Origin of the sequence: Phreatobacter cathodiphilus (genome assembly GCF_003008515.1) — a bacterium.
GTDB lineage: Bacteria > Pseudomonadota > Alphaproteobacteria > Rhizobiales > Phreatobacteraceae > Phreatobacter > Phreatobacter cathodiphilus.
Genome location: NZ_CP027668.1, coordinates 2,898,985 through 2,923,398 on the forward strand (window position 1 = coordinate 2,898,985; position 24,414 = coordinate 2,923,398).

Genomic DNA, 24,414 nt, shown 5'->3' on the forward strand with positions numbered 1-24,414 from the left:
AGAAACGGGGCCACGTATCGCCCTACCCCCGCCCCGTCAGCAGCATCACCCCCAGCGCGGTGAGGATCGGCAGCGGCAGCGAAGCCGCCACCCTCAGCCAGACCACCCGCGTCGGCATGACCGGCAGCTCCCACACGATCAGCCGCTGGAAGGCGAAGAGCGCCCAGGCGGTCACGTAGGTCATCACCGCGAGATAGCCGGCGCCGCTCTTCAGCGCCGAGGCCCCGATGGCGAAGCCGATCACCGGCCCGCCCGGCGTGATGGCCCCCGCGAGCGTCGCCAGCAAGAGGCCGGTGATGCCGGACTCCGGCCCGAGCCATGAGCGCACCACGTCCTGCGGCAGCAGGGCGGCGAGGAAGCCCGCACCGATCACGCCGATGGCGAGACGCGGGATGAGGTAGAGGAAGTCGAGAAGGCCGCTGCGGCTCGCTTCCTTCAGCACGGGGACCCCCTTGCGCCAGGCGACGAGCGCCAGCACGGCGGTGATCACCCAGAGCGACAGGCTGACGGCGAGGGTGGCGCTCATCGCGGCCCGCCCGGCACGATCCGCGCCAGCCAATGGGCCAGGAGCCCGGCGACGATCGGCAGCGGCAACGACACCAGCATGCGAGTCGTGACGAAGTCGACGCCGAGGAAGGGCGCCTCCCAGATGATCGCCCGGTTGAGGCCGATCAGCGTCCAGCTCGTCACGAAGGCGACGGCGGGGCCGACGCCCGCGCCGACGGCGAGCAGCGCCCCCGCCAGCGGGTAGATGGTGAAGGGCCCGCCCGGCATGATCGCCCCGACGGCCGTGGCGATGACGAGGCCGGTGACGCCGGAATCGCCGCCGATCCAGCGCGAGACGAATTCGCGCGGCAGGACCGCCGCCACGAAGGCGCCGATCAGACAGCCGGCGAGCACCTTCGGCAGGATGTCGAGGAAGAGCCAGGAATCCTCGGCGAGGATGTGCAGGACGCCGGGCCAGCCATCCCGCACCAGCACGAATCCCGCCCCGGCGAGGACGAGGGCCAGCACGAACAGCGTCGAGCCGTCGACGAGGGTGCGGGGCTTCTTCTGCGAGGATTCAGGCTGCGATGACAAATGCGGGGCCGGGCAGGATCGACGGGGGTCCCGCGAGGGACCCGATCACCATAGGGCCCGGCCCGCTGCGCCGGAACCATCGCTCCGGCGCATCAGGCGTGCGCGGCCGGGTCAGGCCGCCGCGGAGGCCTTCGCTTCGGCTGCGGCCTGGTCGAGATGGGCGACCAGCGAGGCCTCGAGGCCGAGGGCCTGGGCGAAGTCCTTGAGGAACTTCGCCTCCGCCGCCGTGTCGACGTTCATGCCGAGATGGGCGGCGATATAGGCCTGCGCCTTCATCTCGTCGGTGGTGCACGACGCCGCGAGGATCTTGATGCTCACGGGCGCGGCCAGAACCCCGTCGAGGAAGCTCTTCTCCGCCTGACCGAGGCCCATGGAATCGAGCTGGCCGACGATCATCGCCCGCTCGTCGGGGCTCATCTCGCCGTCCGCATAGGCGGCCGCCACCATGGCGCGCAGCAGGATCTCGGCCGTGTCCTCGATGGTGCCGCCGGCTTCGGCGAAGCCCTCCGGCGCCTTGCCCATGCCGAGGAGCGAGGAGACGTCGTCGATCGTGCCCTGCACCACCGGCTTGCCCTGCTGGTAGTTGCGCAGCGCCACATAGGCGAGGCCGCCGATGGCCGCGAGACCGCCGAGCCGCGCCGCCGTGCCGGCGATCTGCCGTCCCGCGCCGGTGCCGAGCAGCAGGCCTGCGAGGGTCCCCGCCGCGGCGCCGCCGGCAAATCCGCCCGCATTCTTCTGCAGCACCTCGGTCGCCTGGCCGAGCAGCCCGCCGAGCCCGCCAGCCCCGCCCTGCGCCTGGGCGCTGCGGAGCGTCCCCATGAGCTGGTCGAGGAGATTGCCGCCACCGGCGCCCGGGGCCGCCGGCGCTGCCGGCTGGGCCGTGGCCGGCACGCTCCCACCCTGCTGCTGCGCGTTGCGGAGCACGGCACCGAGCTGGTCCATCAGGCCGCCGCCGGATGCGCCCGGGCCGCCGGATGCGCCCTGGCCGCGCTGCGCCATTTCGGCAAGCTGGCCAAGAAGCCCGCCCGAGCCGCCCTGCTGCCGGCCGCCCGAAAGGACGGAGGTCAGAATCCTGGAAATGTCGGTCAAAGCGTCCTCCCTGAAGTGCCGCCACGATCTATGCATGGCTCACCGCGCAGCAAGTGCGACAAGGTGGCCGATTTCGTGGCGCAACCGTCAGGGGCGAAGCGCCCGCGCCGCCCGCGCCAGGGCGGTAATGCGGTCGTAGTCGCCCGCCGCCAGCGCGTCGTCCGGCACGATCCACGACCCGCCGACCGCCCCGACATTGGCCAGCGCCAGATAGGTCGGGGCCTTGGCTGCATCGATCCCCCCGGTGGGGCAGAAGACGAGGCCCGGCAGGGGGCCGGACAGGCTCTTCAGGAAGGCCGCGCCGCCCGAGGGCTCGGCGGGAAAGAACTTGAGGGCGGTGAAGCCGCGGGCGGCCAGCGCCATGGCCTCCGTCACCGTCGCGCAGCCCGGCAGGACCGGGATCGGCATGGCGGCGAGCGCGTCGGCGAGAGCCGGCGGCGTACCGGGCGAGACGAGGAAGCGCGCGCCCGCAGCCGTCGCCACCTGGATGTCCTCGATCCGCGTGATGGTGCCGGCCCCCACCAGCGCCTCGGGCACCTCCCGCGCGATGGCGCGGATGGCGTCCGCCGCCTGCGGCGTCCTGAGCGTCACCTCGATGACCGAGAGGCCGCCCGCTGCCAGCGCCCGCGCCAGCGGCACCGCTTGCCGGACGTCCCGGATGGTCAGGACCGGGATGACCGGAGCGAGTTCGAGAAGCGGGCGGGCGTCGGGAAGCATGGGGTGTCTCTCGTCTGTCGCAGACACCTAGCACCTGCCTGCCCGCGCGGAAACGCCGGAGAAAGCCTCAGCGCGTCGTCGCGGGGTCGTAGAAGAAGCGCTCCGTCACGATCTCCTCGCCCCGCCAGGTCTGCAGCGCCATCTCGTCGAAGCGGCGGGTGGAGCCGTCGGGCAGGGTGAAGTCGAAGATCCAGTGGATCGCCACCTGGTCGCCGTCCACCAGAAGGGTCTTCACCTTGTGGGTATGGACCGAGGCCACACGGGCCAGCGCCGCCTTCTCGTGGGCGATCAGCATCGCCTTGCCGACCCGCGGCGGTGCCAGATTCTCCTGCATCGAGGCGTCCTCGGCATAGAAGGCCTCGATCGCCCCGACATGATCGCCGGACTCGACCAGGGCGACGAAGCGCTCGACCGTACTGCGCGCGGGCATGACGTCTCTCCATCCGGAACAGCTTCCCGTGGCATAAACGCGCCCGCGCCCGATTGCGTCAGGAGACGGCCCCCCTCAGTTGCGGTTGGCGAGGCCGTTGGCGACGCGCTGGGCACGGATGCTCTCCCGCTGCGCGACGATCTGGGCACGGAATCGCTCCATGCCGTCGCGCACCGAGCGGCTCGCCTGCGCATAGCGGTCGGGCGGCGTGAAGGCGTCGGGATGGGCGGCGTCATAGGCGAGCACCGCCTTGAGGGTGCGCTCGAGCGCCGGAATATCGCCGAAGGCATATTCGTTCACCGGTCTGCCCACCACCTCCGACAGCGAGGCGAAGGCCGCGGCGTCGCGGTCGCGGGGCAGGTCGGGCCGCGCCGCCAGATGGGTGCGGTAGCGGAGCTGGCCGAGATAGAAGACGAAGACCGCCTCGTCCCGCTGTCCCGCCCGGAAGAGATCGGCGGCGCGGCGATAGTAGCCGGCGGGGTGATCGCCCTCGAGGCCGCGGAGGAGCCGCGCCTCGTCGGCGGCGGCGGGGCTCACCAGCGCGGCGACGAGGAGAGTAAGGGCGGAGCGGCGGGAGAGGGCGGAAGCGACGACGGGCATGGCAGGCGGGTCCGATGGATGATGCGGAGGAGGTCGCATCGCCGCATTTCGCTTTCATCGCGCCGGCGCGACCGTCCCGTATCCGCCCGTCCGCGGCGACAGCGGCAGGAGGGCCTGGTCCTTCAGCGTCTCCAGCACGATGGAGGAGCGCACCCGTGCCACGCTCTCGTGGGGCAGCAGCACCTCGTTGACGAGGGTCGACAGCCCCTTGAGGTCGCGCACCACGAGCTTCAGGAGATAATCCGCGTCGCCCGTCATGGCGTGGGCCTCCTGCACCTCCGGCATGGCACGGACGAGATCGCCGAAGCGCTTGGCGTTGAGCCCCGAATGGGTGGCGAGCGAGACGAAGATGTAGACCGTGACGCCGAAGCCGAGCCGGGCGGCGTCGAGATCGGCGCGGTAGCGGCGGATGAGCCCCTCCTCCTCCAGCCGCTGGCGACGGCGCGACACCTGGCTCGCCGACAGGCGGACGATGTCGGCGAGTTGCTGGTTGGTCCGTGCGCCATCCTCCTGCAGCGCGTCCAGCAGGCGCAGGTCGAAGCCGTCGACGGAGACACTTTCGTTCATGTCGGCATCACATCATGCACCAGATGTGCATGCAACTGGTGGAGTGGCGCCTCCTTCTCACGCTCCGTGCGCCGAATCCGCACGATAATCGAGCCTCCAACGACACCACCAGAGGATGACGCCATGGGCCCGTTCCCCCACGAAGCTCCGCCCGCCGAGATCAGTGCCCACAACCCCATGGGTACCGACGGCTTCGAGTTCGTCGAATTCGCCCATCCCGATCCGGCCGCGCTGAAGCAGGTGCTCTCCCTGATGGGATTTCAGGCCGTCGCCCGGCATCGCTCCAAGGACGTGACCCTCTTCCGCCAGGGCGACGTGAACTACGTGGTCAATGCCGAGCCCGACAGCTTCGCCGCCGCCTTCGCCGCCGAGCATGGGCCCTGCGCCTGCGCCATGGCCTTCCGGGTCAAGGATGCGAAGTATGCCTATGAGCGGGCGCTCTCGCTCGGCGCCGAGCCCTATATCGGCAAGGTCGGCCCGATGGAACTCTCCATCCCCGCGGTGAAGGGCATCGGCGGTTCGCTTCTCTATTTCGTCGACCGCTACGGCGACAAGGGTTCGATCTACGACGTCGATTTCGTCTGGACCGGCGAGCGCGACCCGCACCCCGAACAGGCCGGCCTCTACTATCTCGACCACCTCACCCACAACGTCCATCGCGGCCGCATGGACCACTGGGCCGGCTGGTACGAGAAGCTGTTCAACTTCCGCGAGATCCGCTTCTTCAACATCGAGGGCAAGCTCACCGGCCTCATCTCCCGCGCCCTCACCTCGCCCTGTGGCAAGATCCGCATCCCGATCAACGAGAGCCTCGACGACAAGAGCCAGATCGAGGAATACCTCAAGGAGTACAAGGGCGAGGGCATCCAGCACATCGCCTGCGGCTCCCGCGACATCTACCGGACCGTCGAGGCGCTGCGCGCCAACGGCCTTCCCTTCATGCCCTCGCCCCCCGCGACCTATTACGAGAAGGTCGACGCCCGCGTCCCCGGCCACGGGGAACCGGTGGACCGGATGAAGGCCAACGGCATCCTCATCGACGGTGAGGGCGCCGTGGCCCTCGGCGAGAAGGAGGGGCGCATGTCGCGGGTGCTCCTGCAGATCTTCTCCGGCACGGTGCTCGGGCCGATCTTCTTCGAATTCATCCAGCGCAAGGGCGACGACGGCTTCGGCGAGGGTAATTTCCGCGCACTGTTCGAATCCATCGAGGAGGACCAGATCCGCCGTGGGGTGATCGGGGAAAAGGCGGCCTGACGTCGCCCCTCGTCGTCGCGGGCGTCGATTGCGCGCCGGCCCGGCATTCGATAGGTCTTGCCGGGCCCCTCCAGCATGCCCCCCGCCCGCGATGAACGTCCTGAACCACCTCGACCGAATCATATTTTCGTGGTCGCGCCGCAGATTTCTGACCGCCATCTTCTTGGCGATGTTCGTGAAGACTGGCCTATGGCACATTCCGAACCTCGACTCTTCGGCGCGGATCGCACAAAATCCATTTATACTTTGGGAACCGCGCCCTTCCGAGCAGTATATTTTCACGAGCTGGCTCGGCCCCTTCATCGCGTGGTCGATCGGGGCCACGAACGAAGCCCTGTTCCTGCTGCTGCATCTGGCCTTCGCCCTGGTGTTCTCGGCGACCGTGGTCTGGATCGCGTTCTCGCGGCTCAAGGAAGACCAGGCACGGCTGGCGGTCATCATTTTCGTGTGCCTGCCGGCATCGGCCAATCCCTATTTCTGGGCCGGCAATGACGGATTGACCCTGCTCCTCTTCGCTGCCGCGCTGGCGTTGCGGGAGCGTCCGCTCGGCGCAGGCACCGTCGGTGTTCTCATCGGCCTGCAGCATTTCGAGCAGGGCCTGTTCGGCTTCGCAGCCCTCGCCGCCGCCAGTTGGGCCACCCCACGCTTCGGCGGGCCGACGGTCTTCCCGTGGCGTTCCGCGGCAGCGACACTGGTCGGGATCCTCCTCGGCAAAGCCCTGCTCACGCTGATCTTCAAACTCAACGGCATGGCCGTCGTCGGGCGTGAGGGCTGGCTGTGGGAATACCTCCCCGACATGCTGGCGCAGTTCTGGTTCCGCAGCCAGTACATCCTCTTCACGGCCCTCGGCCTGGGGTGGCTGGTGGCCGTCCGCTATGCCGACAACGGGCGGGCAGCCCTGCCGTTTTTCGTCTGCCTGCTGGGCCTCATGCCGCTCGTCATGATCGTCAACGACCAGACGCGCGTCATCGGCAATGTCACGTTTCCCCTCCTCTTCGCCTTCTGGCTGACCAATGCCCACTTCCTCGGCGGCGTCGGGCGGCGCGAGGCGGCGGCTCTCCTCCTGATCTGGCTGGTGGTGCCGTGGAGCTGGGCCTTCGAGGGCCTGCCCACCTGGTCGGTTCTCCCCTATGACCTGGTCTATGTGGCCAACAAGCTGTTCGGCTGGTTCCAAGTGCCGGATACGTTCGTGTCGATGTGGCCGTTCCGTCGGCGCTGATCCCGGGACGGGATCGGTGCCGGTCGGCCGCCGGGGGCGATCAGATCAGCGGGTAGACCACGCCGACCCAGGGAAGCGCGGCGGTGGCGAGAGCCGCCGCCACCACCTTCGGGTTCGTGGCGTCGATGTCGGACGAATCGTCCTCCCCGCGCCCGCCATGGGCGGCGATCTGCGCCAGCGCCAGCAGCAGGAAGCACATGGCGAGATTGCCGAGGTGGCGGGCATAGTCGAAGGTGATGACGTTGGTCACCAGGAAGCCGCCCAGAACCACGACACAGACCACGAGCCAAGCCGGTCCCAGGCCCGGGTGCTCGGCCTGGACCCGCTGCTGGCGGCGCGCGAAAAACGCGATGACCGGCCAGTGGATGAGGATGATGGCCGCGTAGACCGGAAGCCGCGCCAGATGGCCGGGCAGCACGGCGAAGGTGCGCGGCAGTTCGTCGGCGAGCGAAGCGTACCACATGAAGGATTGCTCGTCGCCGACGTGCTGGACCGCCCGCGCGCGGATGTGGTCGAGGAACACCTCGACCGGCACTTTCGGAACGGCGGCGAAGAGAAGGTAGAGGAACAGCGAGGCGAGGACCGCCAGGGAAGCCGCCAGCAGCGCGCCGTCGCGCAGGGCAAGCCCTCCCGGCTGCGCGACCATCCGCAGGAGCAGAATCCCGTAGATGGTCGGCACGTAGATGGTGGCGTGGATGTGGTGGACGAGGAGCAACGCGGCACTGGCGAGCCCGACGAGCACGACCGTCGCGAGCCTGAGCGGCAACAGGATCGCCAGCATGGCGACGATGGCGCCGAGAACGTCGAACTTGCCGAGATTGCCGATGAAGTTCTTGAACAGCAGCGGTGAGCCGAAGATCAGGCAGCCCAGCGCGAACACGTCCGCCTGCCGTCCGCGGATGCACCGACGGAAGAGGAGCATCGCCAGCCCGAAGCAGACGGCGACGGCGACCATGCCCTCGACGCGCACCACCCACGGCGCCACCTGGTCGGTGAAGCGCGCATAGATGTCGCCGACCAGCGCTCTCCGCAGCAGCCCGCCCTCGTAGGTGACCAGGCGGTGGACATATTCCGATCCGGGAAGCGGCGTCAGCCAGCGGTGCATGACGACGATCGCGAACGCGATCGCGTTCACGCAGGCCACGCCCAGATAAGCAGCCCTCGCGTCGACCCGACGCAGGGTGATCGACGTCATCGTCCCCTCCAGCCCCGGAGAGGACGTGTAACAATCTGTTTCAACACCCGCAATGCAGGAAACCGGACCCTACGGTATTCCTTTAAGGTTGCAGGGTCTTTTTTGCGTCGACGGCCGGCTCACGCCGCCAGCCGCCCCTCGGTGACGGCGTGGCAGGCGACCGTCCCGTATTCGTCCGTCACCGACGCCGGCACTTCCGCGCGGCAGCGCCCGTTGGCGAGAGGGCAGCGCGGGTTGAACGGGCAGCCAGCCGGCGGCGTGATCGGGTTCGGGATCTCGCCGAGCACCGGCTTGCGCGCGCGCCCCGTCATGTCGAGGTCCGGCACCGCGTCGAGCAGCATGCGCGTATAGGGATGGCGCGGCGCGGCGAAGAGCTGCCGCCCCGGCGCCACCTCCACCAGGCGGCCGAGATACATGACGCCGATCCGCGTCGCCATGTGCCGGACCACCGCGAGATTGTGCGAGATGAAGAGATAGGTCAGCCCGAACTCGTCCTGCAGGTCGCGCATCAGGTTGAGGATCTGCGCCTGGACCGAGACGTCGAGCGCCGAGGTCGGCTCGTCGCAGACGATGAACTCCGGCCGCGAGGCGAGCGCCCGGGCGATGGCGACGCGCTGGCGCTGGCCCCCGGAGAATTCGTGCGGATATTTCGCGCCGTCGGCGGGGTCGAGGCCGACGGTCCGGAGCAGGCGTCCCACCTCCGCCTCGATCTCTCGGGCGTCCCTCATCAGTCCGAAGGCGCGGATCGGCTCGGCGACGATCCGGTCCACCCGCCAGCGCGGATTGAGCGAGGCATAGGGCGACTGGAAGATCATCTGGATCTTGCGCCGAACCTCCGTTCGCCGCGCCGCGTCGCCGGCCTTCGCCATGTCGACGCCGTCGATCACGACCGAGCCGGCGGAGGGCTCGAGCAGGCCGACCACCATGTTGGCGACGGTCGATTTGCCCGACCCGGATTCGCCCACCAGCGCGAAGGTCTCGCGCCGGCCGATGGTGAAGGACACGTCCTGGACGGCGCGCAGCAGCCGGCGCTCCTCGCGCTCCAGCATGCGGTTGAGCCAGGGCTTCGACACGTCGAAGGTGCGCGAGAGATTGCGGACGGTGACCAGGGGCTCGCTCATGCCGCCTTCTCCTCGCCCTCGGCATAGAGCCAGCAGGCGACCTGCGAGCCGCCAACTGCCATGGGCTCGGGCCTTTCGACGTAACAGCGCGCGAAAGCCTTGGGGCAGCGTGGATTGAAGGCGCAGCCCTGCGGGATGGCGGTCAGCCGCGGCATCGAGCCGGGGATTTGCACCAGCCGGTCGGAGGTGGCGTCGAGCGAGGGGATCGAGCCCATCAGCCCCTCCGTATAGGGGTGGCGGGCGCGCTTGATGACGTCCTGCACCGGACCGATCTCGGCGATGCGGCCGGCATACATCACGGCCACGCGGTCGGCCGTCTCGGCGATGACGCCCATGTCGTGGGTGATCAGCATGACGGCGGTGCCGTGCTCCTTGCAGAGACTCTTGAGCAACGTGATGATCTGCGCCTGCACGGAGACGTCGAGCGCCGTCGTCGGCTCGTCGGCGATGACGAGCTCCGGCTCGGCGCAGAGCGCCAGGGCCAGCACCACGCGCTGGCGCATGCCGCCGGAGAACTGGTGCGGATAGGCGTCGATGCGCTTCTCCGGCGCGGGGATGCCGACCTCGGTGAGCAGCGAGACGGCCCGCGCCCGCGCCTGCGCAGTGGTCAGGCGCGTATGGGTCTGGATGGTCTCGATGAGCTGCTCGCCCACCGTGTAGAGCGGGTTGAGCGAGGTGAGCGGGTCCTGGAACACCATGCCGATGCGCTTGCCGCGGATTTTGCGCATCGCCTCCGGGGCGAGGTTGTCGATGCGCTCGCCCTTGAGCAGGATTTCCCCGCCGGCGATGCGTCCCGGCGGTTCGAGGAGGCCGATGACGGCCGCTCCGGTCATCGACTTGCCGGCACCGGATTCGCCGACGACGCCCACCACCTCGCCCGGCGCGATGTCGAAGGAGATGCGGTCGACGGCGGTCAGCACGCCGCGGCGGGTGGGGAACTGCACGACGAGGTCGCGGACGGAGAGGACGGGAGTGGTCATCGGTCCCTCACCTCAGCTTCGGATTGAGGGCATCGCGCAGCCAGTCGCCGAGCAGGTTGATGGAGAGCGCCAGCAGGACGAGCGCCAGCGCCGGGAAGAACAGAATCCACCACTCGCCGGAGAACAGATATTGCTGGCCGAAGCGGATCAGCGTGCCGAGCGAGGGCTGGGTCGCCGGAACACCGACGCCGAGGAAGGACAGCGTCGCCTCCTCGATGATGGCGAGCGCCAGGTTGATGGTGGCGATCACCAGCACTGGGCCCGTCACGTTCGGCAGGATATGCCGCGCCATGATGAACAGCGGCGGGCGCCCCATGACGCGGGCGGCCTGCACATATTCCTTGTTGCGCTCGACCATGGTGGAGCCGCGCACCGTGCGGGCATATTGCGCCCAGTTCGACAGGCCGATGGCGACGATCAGCACCCAGATCGCCATCTGCTCGTGTTGCGACGGCGGGATCAGGCCGCGCGCCACGCCGAAGAACAGGAGCGCGATGAGGATCGCCGGGAAGGAGAGCTGGATGTCGGCGACGCGCATGATGACCGCGTCCGTCCGCCCGCCCACATAGCCGGCGAGGAGGCCGAGCCCCACTCCCATCACCACCGAGAAGGCGACGGAGGAAAAGCCGACGAAGAGCGACACCCGCGACCCGTAGAGGATGGCAGAGAACAGGTCGCGTCCCTGGTTGTCGGTGCCGAGGAGATAGACCGTGTTGGAGCCCATGCCGGCTTCGCCCGGCTTGGTATAGGCGTCGAGGAGGTTGAGCGAGGCGGGGTCGAAGGCGTCCTGCGGCGCGATCCAGTTGGCCCCGAGCGAGGCGGCGAGCAGGATCACCGTCATGGCCGCGGCCACCATCGCCACCGGCGAGTGGCGGAAGCTCCAGGCGAGGTCGGACTGCCAGGCGCGGGCCAACCTGGCCCTGAGCGTGAGGCGCGGCTTCGGCGTGTCGTCGATCACGGTCATGGCGGGCCTCAATGCGCCGAGGCCGGGCCCGCGCCGCGCAGGCGGGGGTCGAGCGCAAAATAGAGGAGGTCGACCACCAGGTTGGTGACCACGAAGACGAAGGCGACGAACATCAGGTAGGCGGCCATGACGGGGATGTCGACGAACTGCACCGCCTGGACGAAGAGCGCGCCGAGGCCCGGCCACTGGAACACGCTCTCGGTGACGATGGCGAAGGCGATGACGCCGCCGAGCTGCAGGCCGGCGATGGTCATCACCGGCACCATCGTGTTCTTCAGCGCGTGGCGGAACCAGATGGTGCGCTCCGGCACGCCGCGGGCGCGGGCGAACTTCACGTAGTCGGTGCGCATGGTCTCGAGCATTTCCGAGCGCACCAGGCGCATGATCAGGGTGAGCTGGTAGAAGCCGAGGGTCAGCACCGGCATGACCAGCGACTTCAGGCCCGACGTGGTCAGGAGGCCCGTCGACCACCAGCCGATCTTCACCACGTCGCCCCGCCCGAAGGAGGGCAGCCAGCGCAGCTCCACGGCGAAGAGCCAGATGAGGCCGATGCCGATCAGGAAGGTCGGCAACGACACGCCGATCAGCGAGACCGACAGGATGGCGTGGGAGAGGAGGCCGTTCCGGTAGATGGCCGTGTAGACGCCGAGCGCGATGCCCACGACGAGGGCGAAGATCGCCGAGAGGAGAGCCAGCTCCACCGTCGCCGGCAAGCGCTCCGCCATCAGGTCGGCGACGGGCCGGCCCTGGCGGTAGCTCACCCCGAACTGCAACTGCGCCGCGTTGGAGACGAAGCGGGCGAACTGGACGGGAAAGGGGTCCATCAGGCCGAGGTCGCGGGCGAGCTGCTCGCGATCCTGAATCGTCGCCTCCTGCCCCATGAGGTTGGAGACGGGGTCGCCGATGAAGCGGAACATCGAGAAGGCGACGAGCGCCACCACCAGCATGACCAGGATCGCCTGGGCGAGACTCTTGACGACATAGGCGATCATGAGGGGTGACCGGAAGACGCGGGAAAGAGGGACCGAATGCAGCAAGGCCCCTTCCCGCATGCGGGAAAGGGCCTCGTCGCGAGGTCGGAGGGATCAGGAGCCGGCGAAGCGGAACAGCTTGAACCAGGCCCCGGCATCCGGATGGACGGGCACCTCGATGCCGCCGCGCGAGGCGTGGCTGATCGACTGCATGTGCAGCGGGATGTAGATCGCCTGGTCGCGAAGCTGCTTCTGGATGTCGGCGAGCTCGGCATTGCGGCGGGGAACGTCCGCCATGGTCTGCAGCGCGAGCATCCGCGCGTCCAGCGCCGGGTTGGAATAGCGCGTGCCGTTCCAGGTGCCGTTGTTCGCCGTGCGGGTGTGGTAGAGGAAGGTCAGGATGTATTCCGCGTCATAGGTCGGGATGCCCCAGCCGACGAGGAAGAAGTCCAGCTCCTGCCGCTGCAGCTCCGGGAAGTGCTGGGCGGCGGGCTTGGCGACGAGGTTGGCGCGGATGCCGACCTGGCCGAGCATGGCCACCACCGCCTGGCAGATGTTCTCGTCCGAGACGTAGCGGTTGTTGGTGCACTGGAGCGTCACGGAGAAGCGGGTGTTGCCCTCGCCGGCGCGGCGCGGATAGCCGGCTTCGTCCAGCGCGCGGTTGGCCGCGGCGGGGTCGAAGCGCGGCACGGCCGCGAGCTCGGCCGAGTAGCCGGAGATGAAGGGTGAGCCGACATAGCCGATCGGCTGGCCCTGGCCGCGCATGACGACGCGGGTGATGGCCTCGCGGTTCACCGCGATGTTGATGGCGTTGCGCACGCGCACGTCGGCGAAGGGGTTCTTGCCCTTGATGTCGGAGGACTTCAGCTCGGCGTCGCCGACGTTGAAGCCGAGGAAGATGACGCGGTTCTCGGGGCCGGTCGTCACCTTGATGCCCTGGCTCTGCTGCAGGCGGGCGATGTCCTGCACCGGCACGTCGTGGACCACGTCCACCTCGCCGGAGAGCAGCGCCGCGATGCGCGTGGCGTCCTGCTGGATCGGCACGACGATCAGCTCGGTCACCTGCATCGGGAACTGGCCCTTGCCCCAGTAGCCGGCGAACTGGCGCATCACGGTGCGCACGTCCGGCTCGCGCGAGACGAGGGTGAAGGGGCCGGTGCCCATGGCGTTGCGGGTGGCGCCGTTCTCGGCCCGCTCGCGGATGTTCTGCGGCTCGAGGGCGTTGTTCTTCTCCGCCCAGGCCTTAGACATCATGAAGATGTTGGTGAGGTTCTCGACCAGCAGCGGGTTCGGCGCCTTGGTCTTCAGGCGGATCGTGTGCGCGTCCACCTTGATGACGCTGTCGATGGAGGTGAGCAGGCCGCGATAGTCGGAGGTCGGCTTGCGGGCGCGCTCGAAGGAGAAGATGGCGTCGTCGGCGGTGAAGTCGGAGCCGTCGTGGAACTTGACGCCCTGGCGGAGCTTGAACTCCCAGACCGTCGGATCGTCGGGCAGGATGCGCCACTCGGTGGCCAGCGTCGCCACCAGCTTGCCGTCATAGCCGCGGATGACCAGCGGCTCATAGATCTGGTGGGCGAGGTTGGATGTCGGGCCGATATTGGCCGACATCGGGTCGAGCGTCTGGGCGTCCACCGAACGGGCCCAGCGGACCGTTCGCGCCTCCACGGCCGTCACGAATGTCGCGGCGGCGATCATCGCCCCCGCCAGGAATTTAAAACCAAGACGCATCATCCACCTCCGCAACGTCGGTTGCAGCCGGGGTTTGGCCCCGGCTTATTGGAAGGATGATAGACAGCGATTTTGGGCGTGTCACCGCGTCTGCGGTGACCAAATGCCGCGGATCGTCACAGGTTCCGGCGGGTTCCGGCGAACAGGCCCGCAGGTCAGGACGGCTTGATCTCGATCTCGATGAAGGCGAAGTCGCGACCGGTGATGTTGACGATGTTGTGGTTCACCCCTTCCTTTCGGAAATAGGGCTCGTGCGTCTTCATCTCGTACTCGCCGGAGGTTCCGTCGCCGAGCTCGGCGATCAGCTTCCCGTCCGACAGCGGCACCACGACATAGTCCCAGCCGTGGGTATGCCAGCCGGTCTCGGCGCCGTCGGAGAAGTTCCAGCGCGTCACCTTCACCTTGTCGTTCTCCACGAGAACTTGCGGATCGGCGGGCGGGCGGCAGGTGAAGGTCATGGATGGATCCTTTCGGGAGGCTGGAGGCCGGCGGAACGGCCGGCGATGAACCAGGAGACGAGGGCGCCGGCGAGGCCGGCGAGAAGCGTCACGGCGATGCGCGAGGCGGTGAGCGCCGGTTCGTCTCCGAGGATGGGATCGGCCGCCTCCTGCGGGGCCTGGAGATAGGTCCAGACCAGGGCGGAGAGTGCGGCGAGGGCGCCGAGGCCGAGATGGAAGGCCGGCGAGCGCCAGCTCAGAACCTCGGCGACGAGCAGGACGAGCAGCAGCGGCCAGAAGAGCTGCGCGGCGAGGAAGGTGTAGAAGCCGATCGTCGCGGCGCCCGCCAGGGCTTCGGGCAGGCGGCCCTTGTTGAGGTCGAGGATGACGACCATCGCCGAGGCGAGCACCAGCCCGGCGATGAAGCCGAGGGCCACGCGCAGGAGCCTGACGAGATAGAAACCGAAGCGATTCATGGGGGCAAAGGTAGTCCGCCGCGGCCGGGCGCGATAGCGCGGCCGCGGCATGCCCCCCGTGCTCGTCCGGCGGTGGCGCTGGCCGTGCCTAGCGCACCACCGCCCCGTAGATGAGGTTCTTGAACAGCATGCGCGTGTGCACGCGGTTCGAGGGGCCCTGCGCCATCAGGATGCCGACGATGCCCTCGCGCGGATCGATGGTGAAGCTGGTGCCCCAGGCGCCCGCCCACATGGCATCGCCTGTGGAGCCGGGGGCGACCGCGAAGCCGTCCTGCAGCCTGACCGCGAAGCCGAGCCCGAAGCCGTAGCCCGGCCCGGTGGAGGCCGCCGTCGACCCGCCCATGCCGATCGTGTGGTTCGACAGCATGAACTCCACCCATTTGGTGGAGAGGAGCCTGCGCCCCTCGAACTGGCCGCCGTTGAGGATCATCTGCGCGAACTTGAAATAATCTTCCGCCGTCGAGACCATGCCGGCGCCGCCCTTGAAATACTGGCCGTGGTCGGCCGGATTCTCGAAGATCCGGTAGGACGTCCACATGGCCGCCTTGGCCGGGTCGGAATCCAGCGCCTCGGCGAGACGCGAGCGCCGGCCCTCCGGCACGAACCAGCCGGTGTCGCGCATGTCGAGCGGGTCGAGGATCATCTCCTTGACGAGGATGTCGAGCCGCTTGCCGGTGACGCGCTCCAGCAGCAGGCCGAGCACGTCCACCGAGATGGAATATTCGAAGGTCGTCCCCGGCTGGTGCATCAGCGGGATCTGGCCGAGCCGGCGCAGCATCTCGTCGCCGGTGATGTTGGCGGTGCGGGCCTCGATGTTCTGCTCGTCGAGGAGCTGCTTGAGGCGCGGCGAACGCACCGACCCGGCATAGGTGAAGCCGGCCGTGTGGCGCAGCAGGTCCTGCACGGTGATCGGGCGGGCGAGCGCCACATCCTCGGTGGTGGTGGTGCCGTCGGCATTGCGCCGCTCGACCTGCACCTTCATGTCCTTGAGCTCGGTCAGCCAGGTGGCGATCGGGTCGGAGAGCTTCATCCGCCCCTGCTCGATGAGCATCACCGCCGCGGTGGAGACGATGGGCTTCGTCATCGACGCCAGCAGGAAGACCGTGTCGCGGGTCATGGCTTGAGTCTTCGCCGCGTCGCGGAATCCGTGCGCCTCGAAATGAATGATCCGGCCACGCCGCGCGATGAGCGTCACCGCGCCGGGAAACATGCCGCGATCCACCTGTTCGCGCATCACCGGCCCGATGCGGGCGAGCCTCTCGCGCGAGAAGCCCATGACGGTGTCCTCAGCCCGCCCGCGACGCCCCTCACGGCCTTCGCGACCCTCGCGGCCCTGCCAGCGGTCGAAGCCGGGGCCGCGGTCGTCGCGTTCGAAGCGACCGCCGGGACCGGGCCCCGGTCCCGGGCCGAACTGGGCGGAGGCGGTCGACGGGGTCAGGGCGAGAGTGGCGAGCGCCAGGGCGACGGCCCCGGCGCGCACGGGCGACAGTGCTTGGACGGACATGGGGATCCTCCCGGGATCGTGATGGTCTCGGCCGGTCTTGTTGCGCCGGTCGCCGAAAGCTCACCACCCGCCCGGGAGAGGGTCAAGCGCGCAGCAGCGGCGGCTGCCGCGCGGCGGGCGCAGGGAACCAGATCAGTCCACCATGCTCATGGCGCGGAAGGCGTCCTGCTCGGCCTTGCTCATCAGCGCCGCCTTGTCCTTGGCGCGCAGCCGCTCGGTCTCGCTCTTGAGCTGGCCGCAGGCGGCGAGGATGTCGCGGCCGCGCGGCGTGCGCACGGGCGAGGAATAGCCCGCCTCGAAGACCACCTCGGAAAAGCGCTCGATCTGCTCCCAGTCCGAGCACTCGTATTTGGAGCCGGGCCAGGGATTGAACGGGATCAGGTTGATCTTGGCCGGGATGCCCTTGAGCAGCCGCACCAGCCGCTTCGCGTCGTCGATGGAATCGTTGACGCCCTTCAGCATGACGTATTCGAAGGTGATGCGCCGGGCATTCGACGCGGCGGGATAGCTGCGGCAGGCGTCGAGCAGCTCGGCGATCGGATATTTGCGGTTCAGCGGCACCAGCTCGTCGCGCAGGTCGTCGCGCACCGCGTGCAGCGAGATGGCGAGCGCCACGCCGGTCTCCTCCCCCACCCGGCCGATCTCCGGCACCACGCCGGAGGTCGACAGCGTCACGCGCCGCTTGGAGAACTGCAGCCCGTCCGGGTCGAGCAGGGTGTGGAGCGCGCCGGTGACGTTCTCGACGTTGTAGAGCGGCTCGCCCATGCCCATGAAGACGATGTTGGTGACGAAGCGCCCGCCATCCGTCGGCACGAAGGCGCCCTCGGGCGGCTCCTGCCCCGGCCAGTCGCCGAGGCGGTCACGGGCGACGATCACCTGCGCCACGATTTCCGCAGCGGTGAGGTTGCGCACCAGCTTCTGCGTGCCCGTGTGGCAGAAGGAACAGGTGAGAGTGCAGCCGACCTGGCTGGAGATGCAGAGCGTGCCGCGGTCGCGCGTCGGGATATAGACCGTCTCGATCTCGTGCCACTTCTCGCCCGCCATGGACGGGGGGATGCGCATCAGCCATTTGCGGGTGCCGTCCTGCGACACCTGCTCGGCCACCACCTCCGGCCGGTCCAGCGTATAGGCCTCCGCCAGCGCCTGGCGCAGATGCTTGGAGACGTTGGACATCTCCTCGAAGGTCTTGGCCCCGCGCTGGTAGATCCAGCCCCAGAGCTGGGACACGCGCATGCGCGCCTCGCGGCCCTCGATGCCGATGTCCGCGAGCGCCGCCTTCAGCGCGTCACGCCCTGCGCCCACCAGCGAGGGCTTGGCGGGGAGCGCGCGGGTGTCGGTGGCGGCGGCGGGCGGCGCCGCCACGGGCTTGGCATTCGCGAGATCGAGCGTCGGCATCGGGTCGAGGTTCCTGGCAAGCGCGGGCCTATAGCACGAAAGCCACCGTCTCGCGCAGGATTTTGGCGCGCCCGAGGCCTCAGCTCGTCGTGTTGGGGTCGGCGCATTCCCGCCGGGCCCGGGCGAGGGCCTCGGCGAAGCCCTCGAGGGAATAGGTGTCGACCGTCTTCTCGCCGAGCACGGAGGTCGAGCGGATGCTCATATGGGTCTGGTTCCGCATCTGCGCCACCAGCCGCGTCTCGTCGGCGAGGTCGCGGATCCAGGCGCCGACGGCGTCACCGGCCAGGGCGAAGGTCTCGTCGCCGACGCTGACCGCCGATCCCGCCGCCGCCGCGAAGCCGAACTCCACGGAGAACTCGTCGCGGACCTGGTCGGTGGGCCGTGTCGTCACGAAGACGAAGGCGCGCTCCCTCACCGCCCCTTGCGGGCGCCGCGTCTGCGGCTGGGCGGCGGCATAGCAATGTTTGCCGCGGTCGGTCTCGGCGACGACCACCGACCAGTCGGCATGGCGGGCGACGATCCGGGTTGTGCCGGTCGGGCGATTGTCCGCGGCGGCGGTGCCGGCCGCGATGCAGAAGGCGAGAAGGGCCCCCGCCGCCCTCAGCGGCATTCCTGCGCCACGCGGTCGAGCGCCTGGGACAGGCCGGTCAGCGAATAGGTGTCGGTCGTCACGTTGCCGCGGCCCGAGGTGGACCGGACGGTGAGCTGCGAGCCGCCGCGCATGGCCTGGACGAGACGTCCCTCCTCGGCGGCGTTCTTGATCCAGGCGCCGGTCGCCTGGGTGTAGAGGGCGAAGCTCGTGGAGCCGATGGTGGCGGTGGCGTCGCCCTTCAGCGGGAAGCCGAGGGTGAGCGACACCTCGTTGCGGACGTTCTCGCCGGGGCGCGATGTGAGGAAGAAGAAGGCCGGGTCGCGCTGCAGGTTGCCGGGGGCGCGGGTCTTCGGCTGCGAGGCGGCGTAGCAGACCTTGCCGCGCGGGGTCGTGGAGGTGAAGACGCCCCAGTCGCCGAACTGCGCCACCGCCGATCCCTGCTGGGCCCCGCCGCCCGCGGCCGGGCGGCTCGCCTGGGCCTGCTGGCGCTGCTGGGCGCCGGCGCTGGTGACGGCGAGGGCAACGGCCGAGAAGGCCAGGACGGAGAGGATTTGGGTGCAGCGCATCGCAATACTCGGCTCTGGAAACGGGCGAACGGGAACGGCGGCCCCGCCGGACTTGCCCCGTAGGTGTCGAAGATCAGGGTAAACAGGAGGTTAATTCGTGGGCGAATCCTGTGCGAACGGCCCCTCGAACGGCAAATCCCGGCCCTGACGTCGCTCCCCGGACGGTAATCTACGGCCAAACCGGGCAAGACTAGGGCGGAGGGCACCGGAGTTGCCCTCACCGCCGTTGCAGACCGTTACCCGGCGCCCGGAGGTCGCTCAGGGAAGCGGATCGCCGCGCCCGTATCCCGGCCTACCGGTCCTCAGCCCCAGGTGCGGATATCGACGAAGTGTCCTTCCACCGCCGCCGCCGCCGCCATGATCGGCGAGACGAGATGGGTGCGGCCCTTGTAGCCCTGACGGCCCTCGAAATTGCGGTTCGAGGTGGAGGCGCAGCGCTCGCCGGGAGCGAGCCGGTCGGGGTTCATGGCCAGGCACATGGAGCAGCCCGCCTCGCGCCACTCGAAGCCGGCGGCGATGAAGATCTTGTCGAGACCCTCCTGCTCGGCCTGCTCCTTCACGAGCCCCGAGCCCGGCACGATCATGGCCGAGACGGTGTTCGCCACCTTCTTGTCCTTCACGACGCGGGCGACCTCGCGCAGATCCTCGATGCGGGAATTGGTGCAGGAGCCGATGAACACCTTGTCGAGGCGGATGTCGGTGATCTTCGTGCCCGGCTTCAGGTCCATGTATTCGAGCGCCCGCCACTTGGAGAGGCGCTTGTTCTCGTCCTCGATCTCGTCCGGGTTCGGCACCACACCGGCGATGGAGATCACGTCCTCCGGGCTCGTGCCCCAGGTGACGATGGGAGGCAGGGCGTTGGCGTCGAGCACCACGGTGCGGTCGAAATGGGCGCCCTCCTCGGTGAAGAGCGTCTCCCAGTACTTTTGCGCCATGTCCCAGGCCATCCCCTTGGGCGCCTTCGGCTTGCCCTTGAGATAGGCGTAGGTCTTCTCGTCCGGCGCGATTAGGCCGGCACGGGCGCCGCCTTCGATCGACATGTTGCAGATGGTCATGCGGCCTTCCATCGACAGCGAGCGGATGGCCTCGCCCGCATATTCGATGACCGAGCCGGTGCCGCCGGCCGTGCCGATCTCGCCGATGATAGCGAGGATGATGTCCTTGGCGGTGACGCCGTCCTTCAGCTGCCCGTCGACGCGGACGAGCATGTTCTTCGCCTTCTTCTGGATCAGCGTCTGGGTGGCGAGCACATGCTCCACCTCCGAGGTTCCGATGCCGTGGGCGAGCGCGCCGAAGGCGCCGTGAGTCGAGGTGTGGCTGTCGCCGCAGACGATGGTCGTGCCCGGCAGGGTGAAGCCCTGCTCGGGGCCGATGACGTGGACGATGCCCTGGCGGATGTCGGCGGCGTCGTAATATTCGATGCCGAATTCCGCGGCGTTCTGGGCGAGCGCCTCCACCTGGGTGCGGCTCTCCTCGTCCTTGATGCCGAACTTGCGGTCGGGGGTCGTGGCGATGTTGTGGTCGACGACGGCGAGCGTCTTCTGCGGCGCGCGCACCTTGCGCCCCGTCGAGCGCAGGCCCTCGAAGGCCTGCGGGCTCGTCACCTCATGGACGAGGTGGCGGTCGATGTAGAGAAGGCAGGTGCCATCGTCCTGCGTCTCGACCACGTGGTCGTCCCAGATCTTGTCGTACAGCGTGCGCGGCGCGGCCATGGCGGACCTCCCGTTCGAAAAGGTGGCGGGTCTCTTAGCCTTGAATGGTTCTGGAGAGAAGAGGCGTCAAGACGGAGGCATGACAGGAGAGCGGCGCCGGCGGCGCCGCCCTGACAGCGTCACACCCCGAAGCACCAGGCCAGCACGCCCTTCTGCGCATGCAGGCGGTTCTCGGCCTCGTCGAAAACCACGGACTGCGGGCCGTCCATGACCTCGTCGGTGACCTCCTCGCCGCGATGGGCGGGCAGGCAGTGCATGAAGATGGCGTCGGAGCTCGCCGCGCTCATCAGCTGCTTGTTGACCTGATAGGCCTTGAGGAGGTTGTGGCGGCGTCCTGCATCCTCGTCCCCCATCGACACCCAGCAGTCGGTGACGACGCAGTCGGCACGTTCCACCGCCTGATAGGGGTCCGACGTCCAGGATACGTCGGCGCCCTCGCGCTGCGCGGCGGCGATCACCTCGCGGCGCGGCGCCAGCTCCTCGGGGGTGGCGATGTTCAGCTTGAAGCCGAAGCGCGGCGCCGCCTGGATCCACGACGCCAGCACGTTGTTGGTGTCGCCGGCCCAGGCCACCGTCTTGCCGCGGATCGAGCCCTTCTTCTCCTCGAAGGTCATGATGTCGGCCATGATCTGGCAGGGATGCGACAGCTTGGTCAGGCCGTTGATGACCGGCACCGTCGCCGCCTCCGCCAGCTCGCGCACGGCATTGTGGTCGAGCATGCGGATCATGATGGCGTCGACATAGCGCGACAGCACCTTCGCCGTGTCGGAGATCGTCTCGCCACGGCCGAGCTGCATCTCGGCGCCGGTGAGCATGATCGTCTCGCCGCCGAGTTCGCGCATGCCCACGTCGAAGGAGACGCGGGTGCGGGTCGAGGGCCGCTCGAAGATCATGGCCAGCACCTTGCCGGCGAGCGGCTTGCCCGCCTCGGACGTGCGGCGGACGCGCTTGAGCGCGCCGGCCTTGTCGAGAATGGCCTTCAGCTCGGCCCCGCCGAAATCGGCGAGGTCGAGGAAATGACGGGGAGCATGGGTCACTCGGCCGCTCCCTTGACCATCTGCGCCTCGAGGCTCGCCGCCGCCTTGTCGAGCATGCCGACCGCGAGGTCGATCTCGGCATCCGAGACGATGAGCGGCGGGATGAGGCGGATGACGTTGTCGCCGGCCGGAACCACCAGCAGCCCCTCGCGGCGCGCCTCCGCGGTCACGTCGCCGTTGGGGACGACGCATTTGAGGCCGGTGAGCAGGCCCGCCCCGCGCACGCTCTCGAAAACCTTGGGATGCTGGTCGACGAGGCCGGCGAGCTTCTGCTTGAACAGCAGGGCCTTGCGCTGCACCTCTTCAAGGAAGCCGGGTGCGAGAATCACGTCCAGCACGGCATTGCCGACGGCCGCCGCCAGCGGATTGCCGCCGAAGGTGGTGCCGTGGGTGCCGGGCGTGAACACGGCGGCGCATTTCTCCACCGCCAGCACCGCGCCCATGGGGAAGCCGCCGCCGATGCCCTTGGCGATCGCCATGATGTCGGGGGTCACCCCCGCCCACTCGTGGGCGAAGAGCTTGCCTGTACGCCCGACGCCGGTCTGCACCTCGTCGAAGATCAGCAGCAGGCCGTTGGCGTCGCAGAGCTCGCGCAGATAGCGCAGCTCCTCGGTCGGAACCTCGCGCAGGCCGCCCTCGCCCTGGATCGGCTCGATCATCAGCGCCGCCGTATCCGGGCCGATCATCGCCTCCAGCGCCTTGCGGTCGCCGAAGGGCACCTGGTCGAACCCCTCGACCTTCGGGCCGAAGCCCTCAAGGTACTTCTTCTGGCCGCCGGCGGCGATGGTCGCCAGCGTGCGGCCGTGGAAGGCGCCCTCGAAGGTGATGATGCGGTAGCGGTTCTCCTCGCCGCGCACGGCGTGGTATTTGCGCGCCATCTTGATGGCGCCCTCGTTGGCTTCCGCACCCGAATTGCAGAACAGCACGGAGTCCGCGAAGGTCGCCTCGATCAGCCGCTTGGCCAGCCGCTCCGCCTCCGGCACGTTGTGCAGGTTGGAGACGTGCCAGACCTTCTGCGCCTGCTGCACCAGCGCCTCGACGAGATGCGGGTGCGAATGGCCGAGGGAATTCACCGCGATGCCGGCGCCGAAATCGAGGACTCGTCGCCCGTCCGCCGTCACCAGCCAGCAGCCCTCGCCCCGCTCGAAGGCGAGTTCGGTCCGTGCATAGTTCGGCATCAGCGGCGTGATCACTTCGACCTCCCGTCGAAACTCCCGGAAACCCAGAAAAAAACGGCCGCCCCGAAGGGCGGCGCGGTGAATTCTATGCGATCGGGGGGGTCGAAAGTCAAGGTTCCGGCCGGCTGGCGCATATTGCATTGCGGTAGTCCCGGCCAGACGCCCCGAGGCGGTCTGACCACCCGTCGCGTCGCAGACGGCCGATGCCGACCCGCGCGCCGCCTTCCGTCAAATCCAGCCATTCTCCCGGAACCAGCCTGCGAGTGCCGGCTGCACGTCGGGATGAAGCGGCCCCGCGTGACCGGGATCGTCGGGCGCGGCCACGGAGGTGAGATTGTGGCTCGCGCCGGCAATGAGGCTGACGCGGTGGCGGGTGGCCCCGGTCGCGGCGCGCCCGGCAAGCCCCGCCTCCAGGGCCGGCACGTCGCGCTCGGCCGAGACCTGGAGGTCGGCGCCGCCGGCGAGGACGAGGACCGGACAGGGGCAGCGCGCCGCGAGCGCGGCCGGGTCGCGGGCAGCAAAGCCCTGCCAATAGCGCAGCAGATAGGCCGGGTAGAGCCCGGCGAGCCCCGGGGAGATCACGGCGGGATAGCCTTCGCCGGCGGCGAGCCCTGCGAGGATCCGGTCGTTCTCGTCGAGCAGGCCGGCCAGCACCGCTTCCGGCGCCCCCTGCCGGCGGCCGAGCCGGCCGAGCTGGTCGCGCAGGACGGTCGCGATGGGCCGCCCCGGGGTGGCGACGAGGATCATCATGGCCGGCGAAGCGGTGCCGCCCGCGGCGAGGTCGAGTGCGATGAGACCGCCCTCGCTATGGCCGAGAAGGCCGACCCGCCGCCCGTCTACGCCCTCTTGCGCCGCCAGCGCAGCCAATGCGAGGCGCGCGTCCTCGACGAAGTGGTCCCAGCGCGCGAAGTCGACGAGCGCGGCCGGATTCGTCGGGAGGCTTCCGGCGACGGCACCCATGCCGCGCTTGTCGCAACGCAGGCTGGCAATGCCGAACCGGGCGAGCATCCCGGCGAGGTTTCTGAGAAGGTCGGGGACGAGATGGGGCCGCTGATTGCCATCCCTGTCGGTCGGCCCGCTGCCCTGGATCAGCAGCAGGCCGGGCACCTCGCCGTCCGAAGCGGGCATGGTCAGGGTGCCGGCGAGCGGCGTCCCGTCGGCGCCGAGAAATCGCAGGTCTGTCTCGGTCTGCAGCAGCGCCATGTCGACACCAGAACGAGGGAACGGGGGGCTTTGCCGACGGTTTGGACGGTGGGCCTCACAAACGGCCCGTCGACGGCAAAAGATACTCAGGAGAGTGACTCAAAAACAACACCGACCTTAAGGCCTTGGTAAGACTCAACCATCGGTGGACTGCACACGGCTTGCGAGCTGTGGACGGATTCTCCGAGGGCCCGAACCGCTTGGGGAAAACGACAGCGAGATTCGCCGGACTCTTGCCGCCGATTCAATCGATAGCGTAGTGTCCGGCCGTCGGCATACGACATCTCGTGCGGCGGACCTTAGTGACAAGGGTATCGGCAGTGCAGCGACGCCTCGTTCGGGGCGGCGGTGAGTTGCGGATTCCGTGAGGCCCGCGGCCTTCCAGGAGGAGACGGAAAC

The 24,414-nt window shown here is 68.8% G+C and carries 25 protein-coding genes; 2 read left to right on the forward strand and 23 right to left on the reverse strand.

The features are described 5' to 3' along the window. Nucleotides 1-22: 22 nt before the first annotated feature. From C6569_RS13985 to C6569_RS14015, 7 genes are all read right to left on the reverse strand, one after another. Complete coding sequence (locus C6569_RS13985; RefSeq protein ID WP_106749432.1) at nucleotides 23-526, reverse strand: hypothetical protein; 504 nt, start codon at nucleotides 524-526, stop codon at nucleotides 23-25. Next, nucleotides 523-1,080 carry a permease gene (locus C6569_RS13990; RefSeq protein WP_106749433.1) on the reverse strand — a complete coding sequence of 186 codons (558 nt, stop codon included), beginning with the start codon at nucleotides 1,078-1,080 and terminating at the stop codon, nucleotides 523-525. Before C6569_RS13990 ends, C6569_RS13985 begins: the two co-directional genes overlap by 4 nt. Before the next feature lie 111 nt (nucleotides 1,081-1,191). After that, nucleotides 1,192-2,169 (reverse strand): tellurite resistance TerB family protein, encoded by a 978-nt coding sequence (locus tag C6569_RS13995; protein WP_146144808.1) that lies wholly within the window; start codon nucleotides 2,167-2,169, stop codon nucleotides 1,192-1,194. A gap of 87 nt (nucleotides 2,170-2,256) precedes the next feature. Next, nucleotides 2,257-2,886 (reverse strand): bifunctional 4-hydroxy-2-oxoglutarate aldolase/2-dehydro-3-deoxy-phosphogluconate aldolase, encoded by a 630-nt coding sequence (eda, locus tag C6569_RS14000; RefSeq protein WP_106749435.1) that lies wholly within the window; start codon nucleotides 2,884-2,886, stop codon nucleotides 2,257-2,259. 67 nt (nucleotides 2,887-2,953) lie between these two features. Next, nucleotides 2,954-3,316, reverse strand: a complete 363-nt coding sequence (locus C6569_RS14005; protein ID WP_106749436.1) for a nuclear transport factor 2 family protein — start codon at nucleotides 3,314-3,316, stop codon at nucleotides 2,954-2,956. A gap of 75 nt (nucleotides 3,317-3,391) precedes the next feature. Further along, nucleotides 3,392-3,916, reverse strand: a complete 525-nt coding sequence (locus C6569_RS14010; RefSeq protein ID WP_106749437.1) for a hypothetical protein — start codon at nucleotides 3,914-3,916, stop codon at nucleotides 3,392-3,394. A 54-nt stretch (nucleotides 3,917-3,970) separates the two neighbouring features. Then, nucleotides 3,971-4,483: an Lrp/AsnC family transcriptional regulator gene (locus C6569_RS14015; protein ID WP_106749438.1), complete on the reverse strand. Its 513-nt coding sequence runs from the start codon at nucleotides 4,481-4,483 to the stop codon at nucleotides 3,971-3,973. A gap of 123 nt (nucleotides 4,484-4,606) precedes the next feature. Between C6569_RS14015 and hppD the strand changes: the two genes are divergently transcribed. Together hppD and C6569_RS14025 are read left to right on the forward strand one after the other, a co-directional pair. Beyond that, nucleotides 4,607-5,737 (forward strand): 4-hydroxyphenylpyruvate dioxygenase, encoded by a 1,131-nt coding sequence (gene hppD, locus C6569_RS14020; protein WP_106749439.1) that lies wholly within the window; start codon nucleotides 4,607-4,609, stop codon nucleotides 5,735-5,737. A gap of 91 nt (nucleotides 5,738-5,828) precedes the next feature. Continuing rightward, nucleotides 5,829-6,956, forward strand: coding sequence for a hypothetical protein (locus tag C6569_RS14025; protein ID WP_146144809.1), 1,128 nt, complete (start codon nucleotides 5,829-5,831; stop codon nucleotides 6,954-6,956). A gap of 40 nt (nucleotides 6,957-6,996) precedes the next feature. Here the strand turns inward: C6569_RS14025 and C6569_RS14030 are convergent, their stop codons facing one another. The 16 genes from C6569_RS14030 to C6569_RS14105 all read right to left on the reverse strand — a co-directional run bounded on the left by C6569_RS14030 (nucleotide 6,997) and on the right by C6569_RS14105 (nucleotide 24,015). Next, the gene (locus C6569_RS14030; RefSeq protein ID WP_106749441.1) at nucleotides 6,997-8,151 is read right to left on the reverse strand and encodes a hypothetical protein; all 1,155 of its coding nucleotides are present in this window, start codon (nucleotides 8,149-8,151) and stop codon (nucleotides 6,997-6,999) included. Between the two features lie 119 nt (nucleotides 8,152-8,270). Next, nucleotides 8,271-9,272 carry an ABC transporter ATP-binding protein gene (locus tag C6569_RS14035; protein WP_106749442.1) on the reverse strand — a complete coding sequence of 334 codons (1,002 nt, stop codon included), beginning with the start codon at nucleotides 9,270-9,272 and terminating at the stop codon, nucleotides 8,271-8,273. After that, nucleotides 9,269-10,252 (reverse strand): ABC transporter ATP-binding protein, encoded by a 984-nt coding sequence (locus C6569_RS14040; protein ID WP_106749443.1) that lies wholly within the window; start codon nucleotides 10,250-10,252, stop codon nucleotides 9,269-9,271. The genes C6569_RS14035 and C6569_RS14040 overlap by 4 nt, the downstream gene beginning before the upstream one ends. A gap of 7 nt (nucleotides 10,253-10,259) precedes the next feature. Continuing rightward, nucleotides 10,260-11,216: an ABC transporter permease gene (locus C6569_RS14045; RefSeq protein ID WP_106749444.1), complete on the reverse strand. Its 957-nt coding sequence runs from the start codon at nucleotides 11,214-11,216 to the stop codon at nucleotides 10,260-10,262. An 8-nt stretch (nucleotides 11,217-11,224) separates the two neighbouring features. Next, a complete protein-coding gene (locus tag C6569_RS14050; protein WP_106751046.1) occupies nucleotides 11,225-12,208 on the reverse strand; it encodes an ABC transporter permease in 984 nt (327 codons plus the stop codon). A gap of 93 nt (nucleotides 12,209-12,301) precedes the next feature. Beyond that, entirely contained in the window at nucleotides 12,302-13,915 is a 1,614-nt protein-coding gene (locus tag C6569_RS14055; RefSeq protein ID WP_245898104.1) for an ABC transporter substrate-binding protein, read from the reverse strand. A 155-nt stretch (nucleotides 13,916-14,070) separates the two neighbouring features. Continuing rightward, on the reverse strand, nucleotides 14,071-14,373 hold the full coding sequence (locus tag C6569_RS14060) for a cupin domain-containing protein (protein ID WP_106749446.1): 303 nt from the start codon (nucleotides 14,371-14,373) through the stop codon (nucleotides 14,071-14,073). Then, entirely contained in the window at nucleotides 14,370-14,828 is a 459-nt protein-coding gene (locus C6569_RS14065; protein ID WP_106749447.1) for a hypothetical protein, read from the reverse strand. Before C6569_RS14065 ends, C6569_RS14060 begins: the two co-directional genes overlap by 4 nt. Nucleotides 14,829-14,916: 88 nt before the next feature. Then, nucleotides 14,917-16,332, reverse strand: coding sequence for a serine hydrolase domain-containing protein (locus C6569_RS14070; protein WP_106749448.1), 1,416 nt, complete (start codon nucleotides 16,330-16,332; stop codon nucleotides 14,917-14,919). 132 nt (nucleotides 16,333-16,464) lie between these two features. Further along, the gene (rlmN, locus tag C6569_RS14075; RefSeq protein WP_106749449.1) at nucleotides 16,465-17,727 is read right to left on the reverse strand and encodes a dual-specificity RNA methyltransferase RlmN; all 1,263 of its coding nucleotides are present in this window, start codon (nucleotides 17,725-17,727) and stop codon (nucleotides 16,465-16,467) included. 79 nt (nucleotides 17,728-17,806) lie between these two features. Next, nucleotides 17,807-18,337: an invasion associated locus B family protein gene (locus C6569_RS14080; RefSeq protein ID WP_106749450.1), complete on the reverse strand. Its 531-nt coding sequence runs from the start codon at nucleotides 18,335-18,337 to the stop codon at nucleotides 17,807-17,809. Then, on the reverse strand, nucleotides 18,328-18,885 hold the full coding sequence (locus C6569_RS14085; RefSeq protein WP_181313753.1) for an invasion associated locus B family protein: 558 nt from the start codon (nucleotides 18,883-18,885) through the stop codon (nucleotides 18,328-18,330). Before C6569_RS14085 ends, C6569_RS14080 begins: the two co-directional genes overlap by 10 nt. 302 nt (nucleotides 18,886-19,187) lie before the next feature. Continuing rightward, entirely contained in the window at nucleotides 19,188-20,597 is a 1,410-nt protein-coding gene (gene leuC / locus C6569_RS14090) for a 3-isopropylmalate dehydratase large subunit (RefSeq protein WP_106749451.1), read from the reverse strand. Between the two features lie 119 nt (nucleotides 20,598-20,716). Continuing rightward, nucleotides 20,717-21,634 (reverse strand): ornithine carbamoyltransferase, encoded by a 918-nt coding sequence (gene argF, locus C6569_RS14095; protein WP_106749452.1) that lies wholly within the window; start codon nucleotides 21,632-21,634, stop codon nucleotides 20,717-20,719. Then, a complete protein-coding gene (locus C6569_RS14100; RefSeq protein WP_106749453.1) occupies nucleotides 21,631-22,827 on the reverse strand; it encodes an aspartate aminotransferase family protein in 1,197 nt (398 codons plus the stop codon). The genes argF and C6569_RS14100 overlap by 4 nt, the downstream gene beginning before the upstream one ends. A 213-nt stretch (nucleotides 22,828-23,040) precedes the next feature. Then, entirely contained in the window at nucleotides 23,041-24,015 is a 975-nt protein-coding gene (locus tag C6569_RS14105) for an alpha/beta hydrolase family protein (RefSeq protein WP_106749454.1), read from the reverse strand. Nucleotides 24,016-24,414: the final 399 nt, after the last annotated feature.

Excerpts from the sequence above, each read along its gene's own strand:
- C6569_RS14045 (WP_106749444.1), bottom strand. The coding sequence starts at position 11,216 with ATGACCGTGATCGACGACACGCCGAAGCCGCGCCTCACGCTCAGGGCC.
- C6569_RS14035 (WP_106749442.1), bottom strand. The coding sequence starts at position 9,272 with ATGAGCGAGCCCCTGGTCACCGTCCGCAATCTCTCGCGCACCTTCGAC.
- C6569_RS14015 (WP_106749438.1), bottom strand. The coding sequence starts at position 4,483 with ATGAACGAAAGTGTCTCCGTCGACGGCTTCGACCTGCGCCTGCTGGAC.
- C6569_RS14040 (WP_106749443.1), bottom strand. The coding sequence starts at position 10,252 with ATGACCACTCCCGTCCTCTCCGTCCGCGACCTCGTCGTGCAGTTCCCC.
- C6569_RS14070 (WP_106749448.1), bottom strand. The coding sequence starts at position 16,332 with ATGTCCGTCCAAGCACTGTCGCCCGTGCGCGCCGGGGCCGTCGCCCTG.
- C6569_RS14060 (WP_106749446.1), bottom strand. The coding sequence starts at position 14,373 with ATGACCTTCACCTGCCGCCCGCCCGCCGATCCGCAAGTTCTCGTGGAG.
- C6569_RS14085 (WP_181313753.1), bottom strand. The coding sequence starts at position 18,885 with ATGCGCTGCACCCAAATCCTCTCCGTCCTGGCCTTCTCGGCCGTTGCC.
- C6569_RS14005 (WP_106749436.1), bottom strand. The coding sequence starts at position 3,316 with ATGCCCGCGCGCAGTACGGTCGAGCGCTTCGTCGCCCTGGTCGAGTCC.
- hppD (WP_106749439.1), top strand. The coding sequence starts at position 4,607 with ATGGGCCCGTTCCCCCACGAAGCTCCGCCCGCCGAGATCAGTGCCCAC.
- C6569_RS14030 (WP_106749441.1), bottom strand. The coding sequence starts at position 8,151 with ATGACGTCGATCACCCTGCGTCGGGTCGACGCGAGGGCTGCTTATCTG.
- eda (WP_106749435.1), bottom strand. The coding sequence starts at position 2,886 with ATGCTTCCCGACGCCCGCCCGCTTCTCGAACTCGCTCCGGTCATCCCG.
- C6569_RS14050 (WP_106751046.1), bottom strand. The coding sequence starts at position 12,208 with ATGATCGCCTATGTCGTCAAGAGTCTCGCCCAGGCGATCCTGGTCATG.
- C6569_RS14080 (WP_106749450.1), bottom strand. The coding sequence starts at position 18,337 with ATGCCGCTGAGGGCGGCGGGGGCCCTTCTCGCCTTCTGCATCGCGGCC.
- rlmN (WP_106749449.1), bottom strand. The coding sequence starts at position 17,727 with ATGCCGACGCTCGATCTCGCGAATGCCAAGCCCGTGGCGGCGCCGCCC.
- leuC (WP_106749451.1), bottom strand. The coding sequence starts at position 20,597 with ATGGCCGCGCCGCGCACGCTGTACGACAAGATCTGGGACGACCACGTG.
- C6569_RS14010 (WP_106749437.1), bottom strand. The coding sequence starts at position 3,916 with ATGCCCGTCGTCGCTTCCGCCCTCTCCCGCCGCTCCGCCCTTACTCTC.
- C6569_RS14105 (WP_106749454.1), bottom strand. The coding sequence starts at position 24,015 with ATGGCGCTGCTGCAGACCGAGACAGACCTGCGATTTCTCGGCGCCGAC.
- C6569_RS13985 (WP_106749432.1), bottom strand. The coding sequence starts at position 526 with ATGAGCGCCACCCTCGCCGTCAGCCTGTCGCTCTGGGTGATCACCGCC.
- C6569_RS14025 (WP_146144809.1), top strand. The coding sequence starts at position 5,829 with ATGAACGTCCTGAACCACCTCGACCGAATCATATTTTCGTGGTCGCGC.
- C6569_RS14065 (WP_106749447.1), bottom strand. The coding sequence starts at position 14,828 with ATGAATCGCTTCGGTTTCTATCTCGTCAGGCTCCTGCGCGTGGCCCTC.
- C6569_RS14055 (WP_245898104.1), bottom strand. The coding sequence starts at position 13,915 with ATGCGTCTTGGTTTTAAATTCCTGGCGGGGGCGATGATCGCCGCCGCG.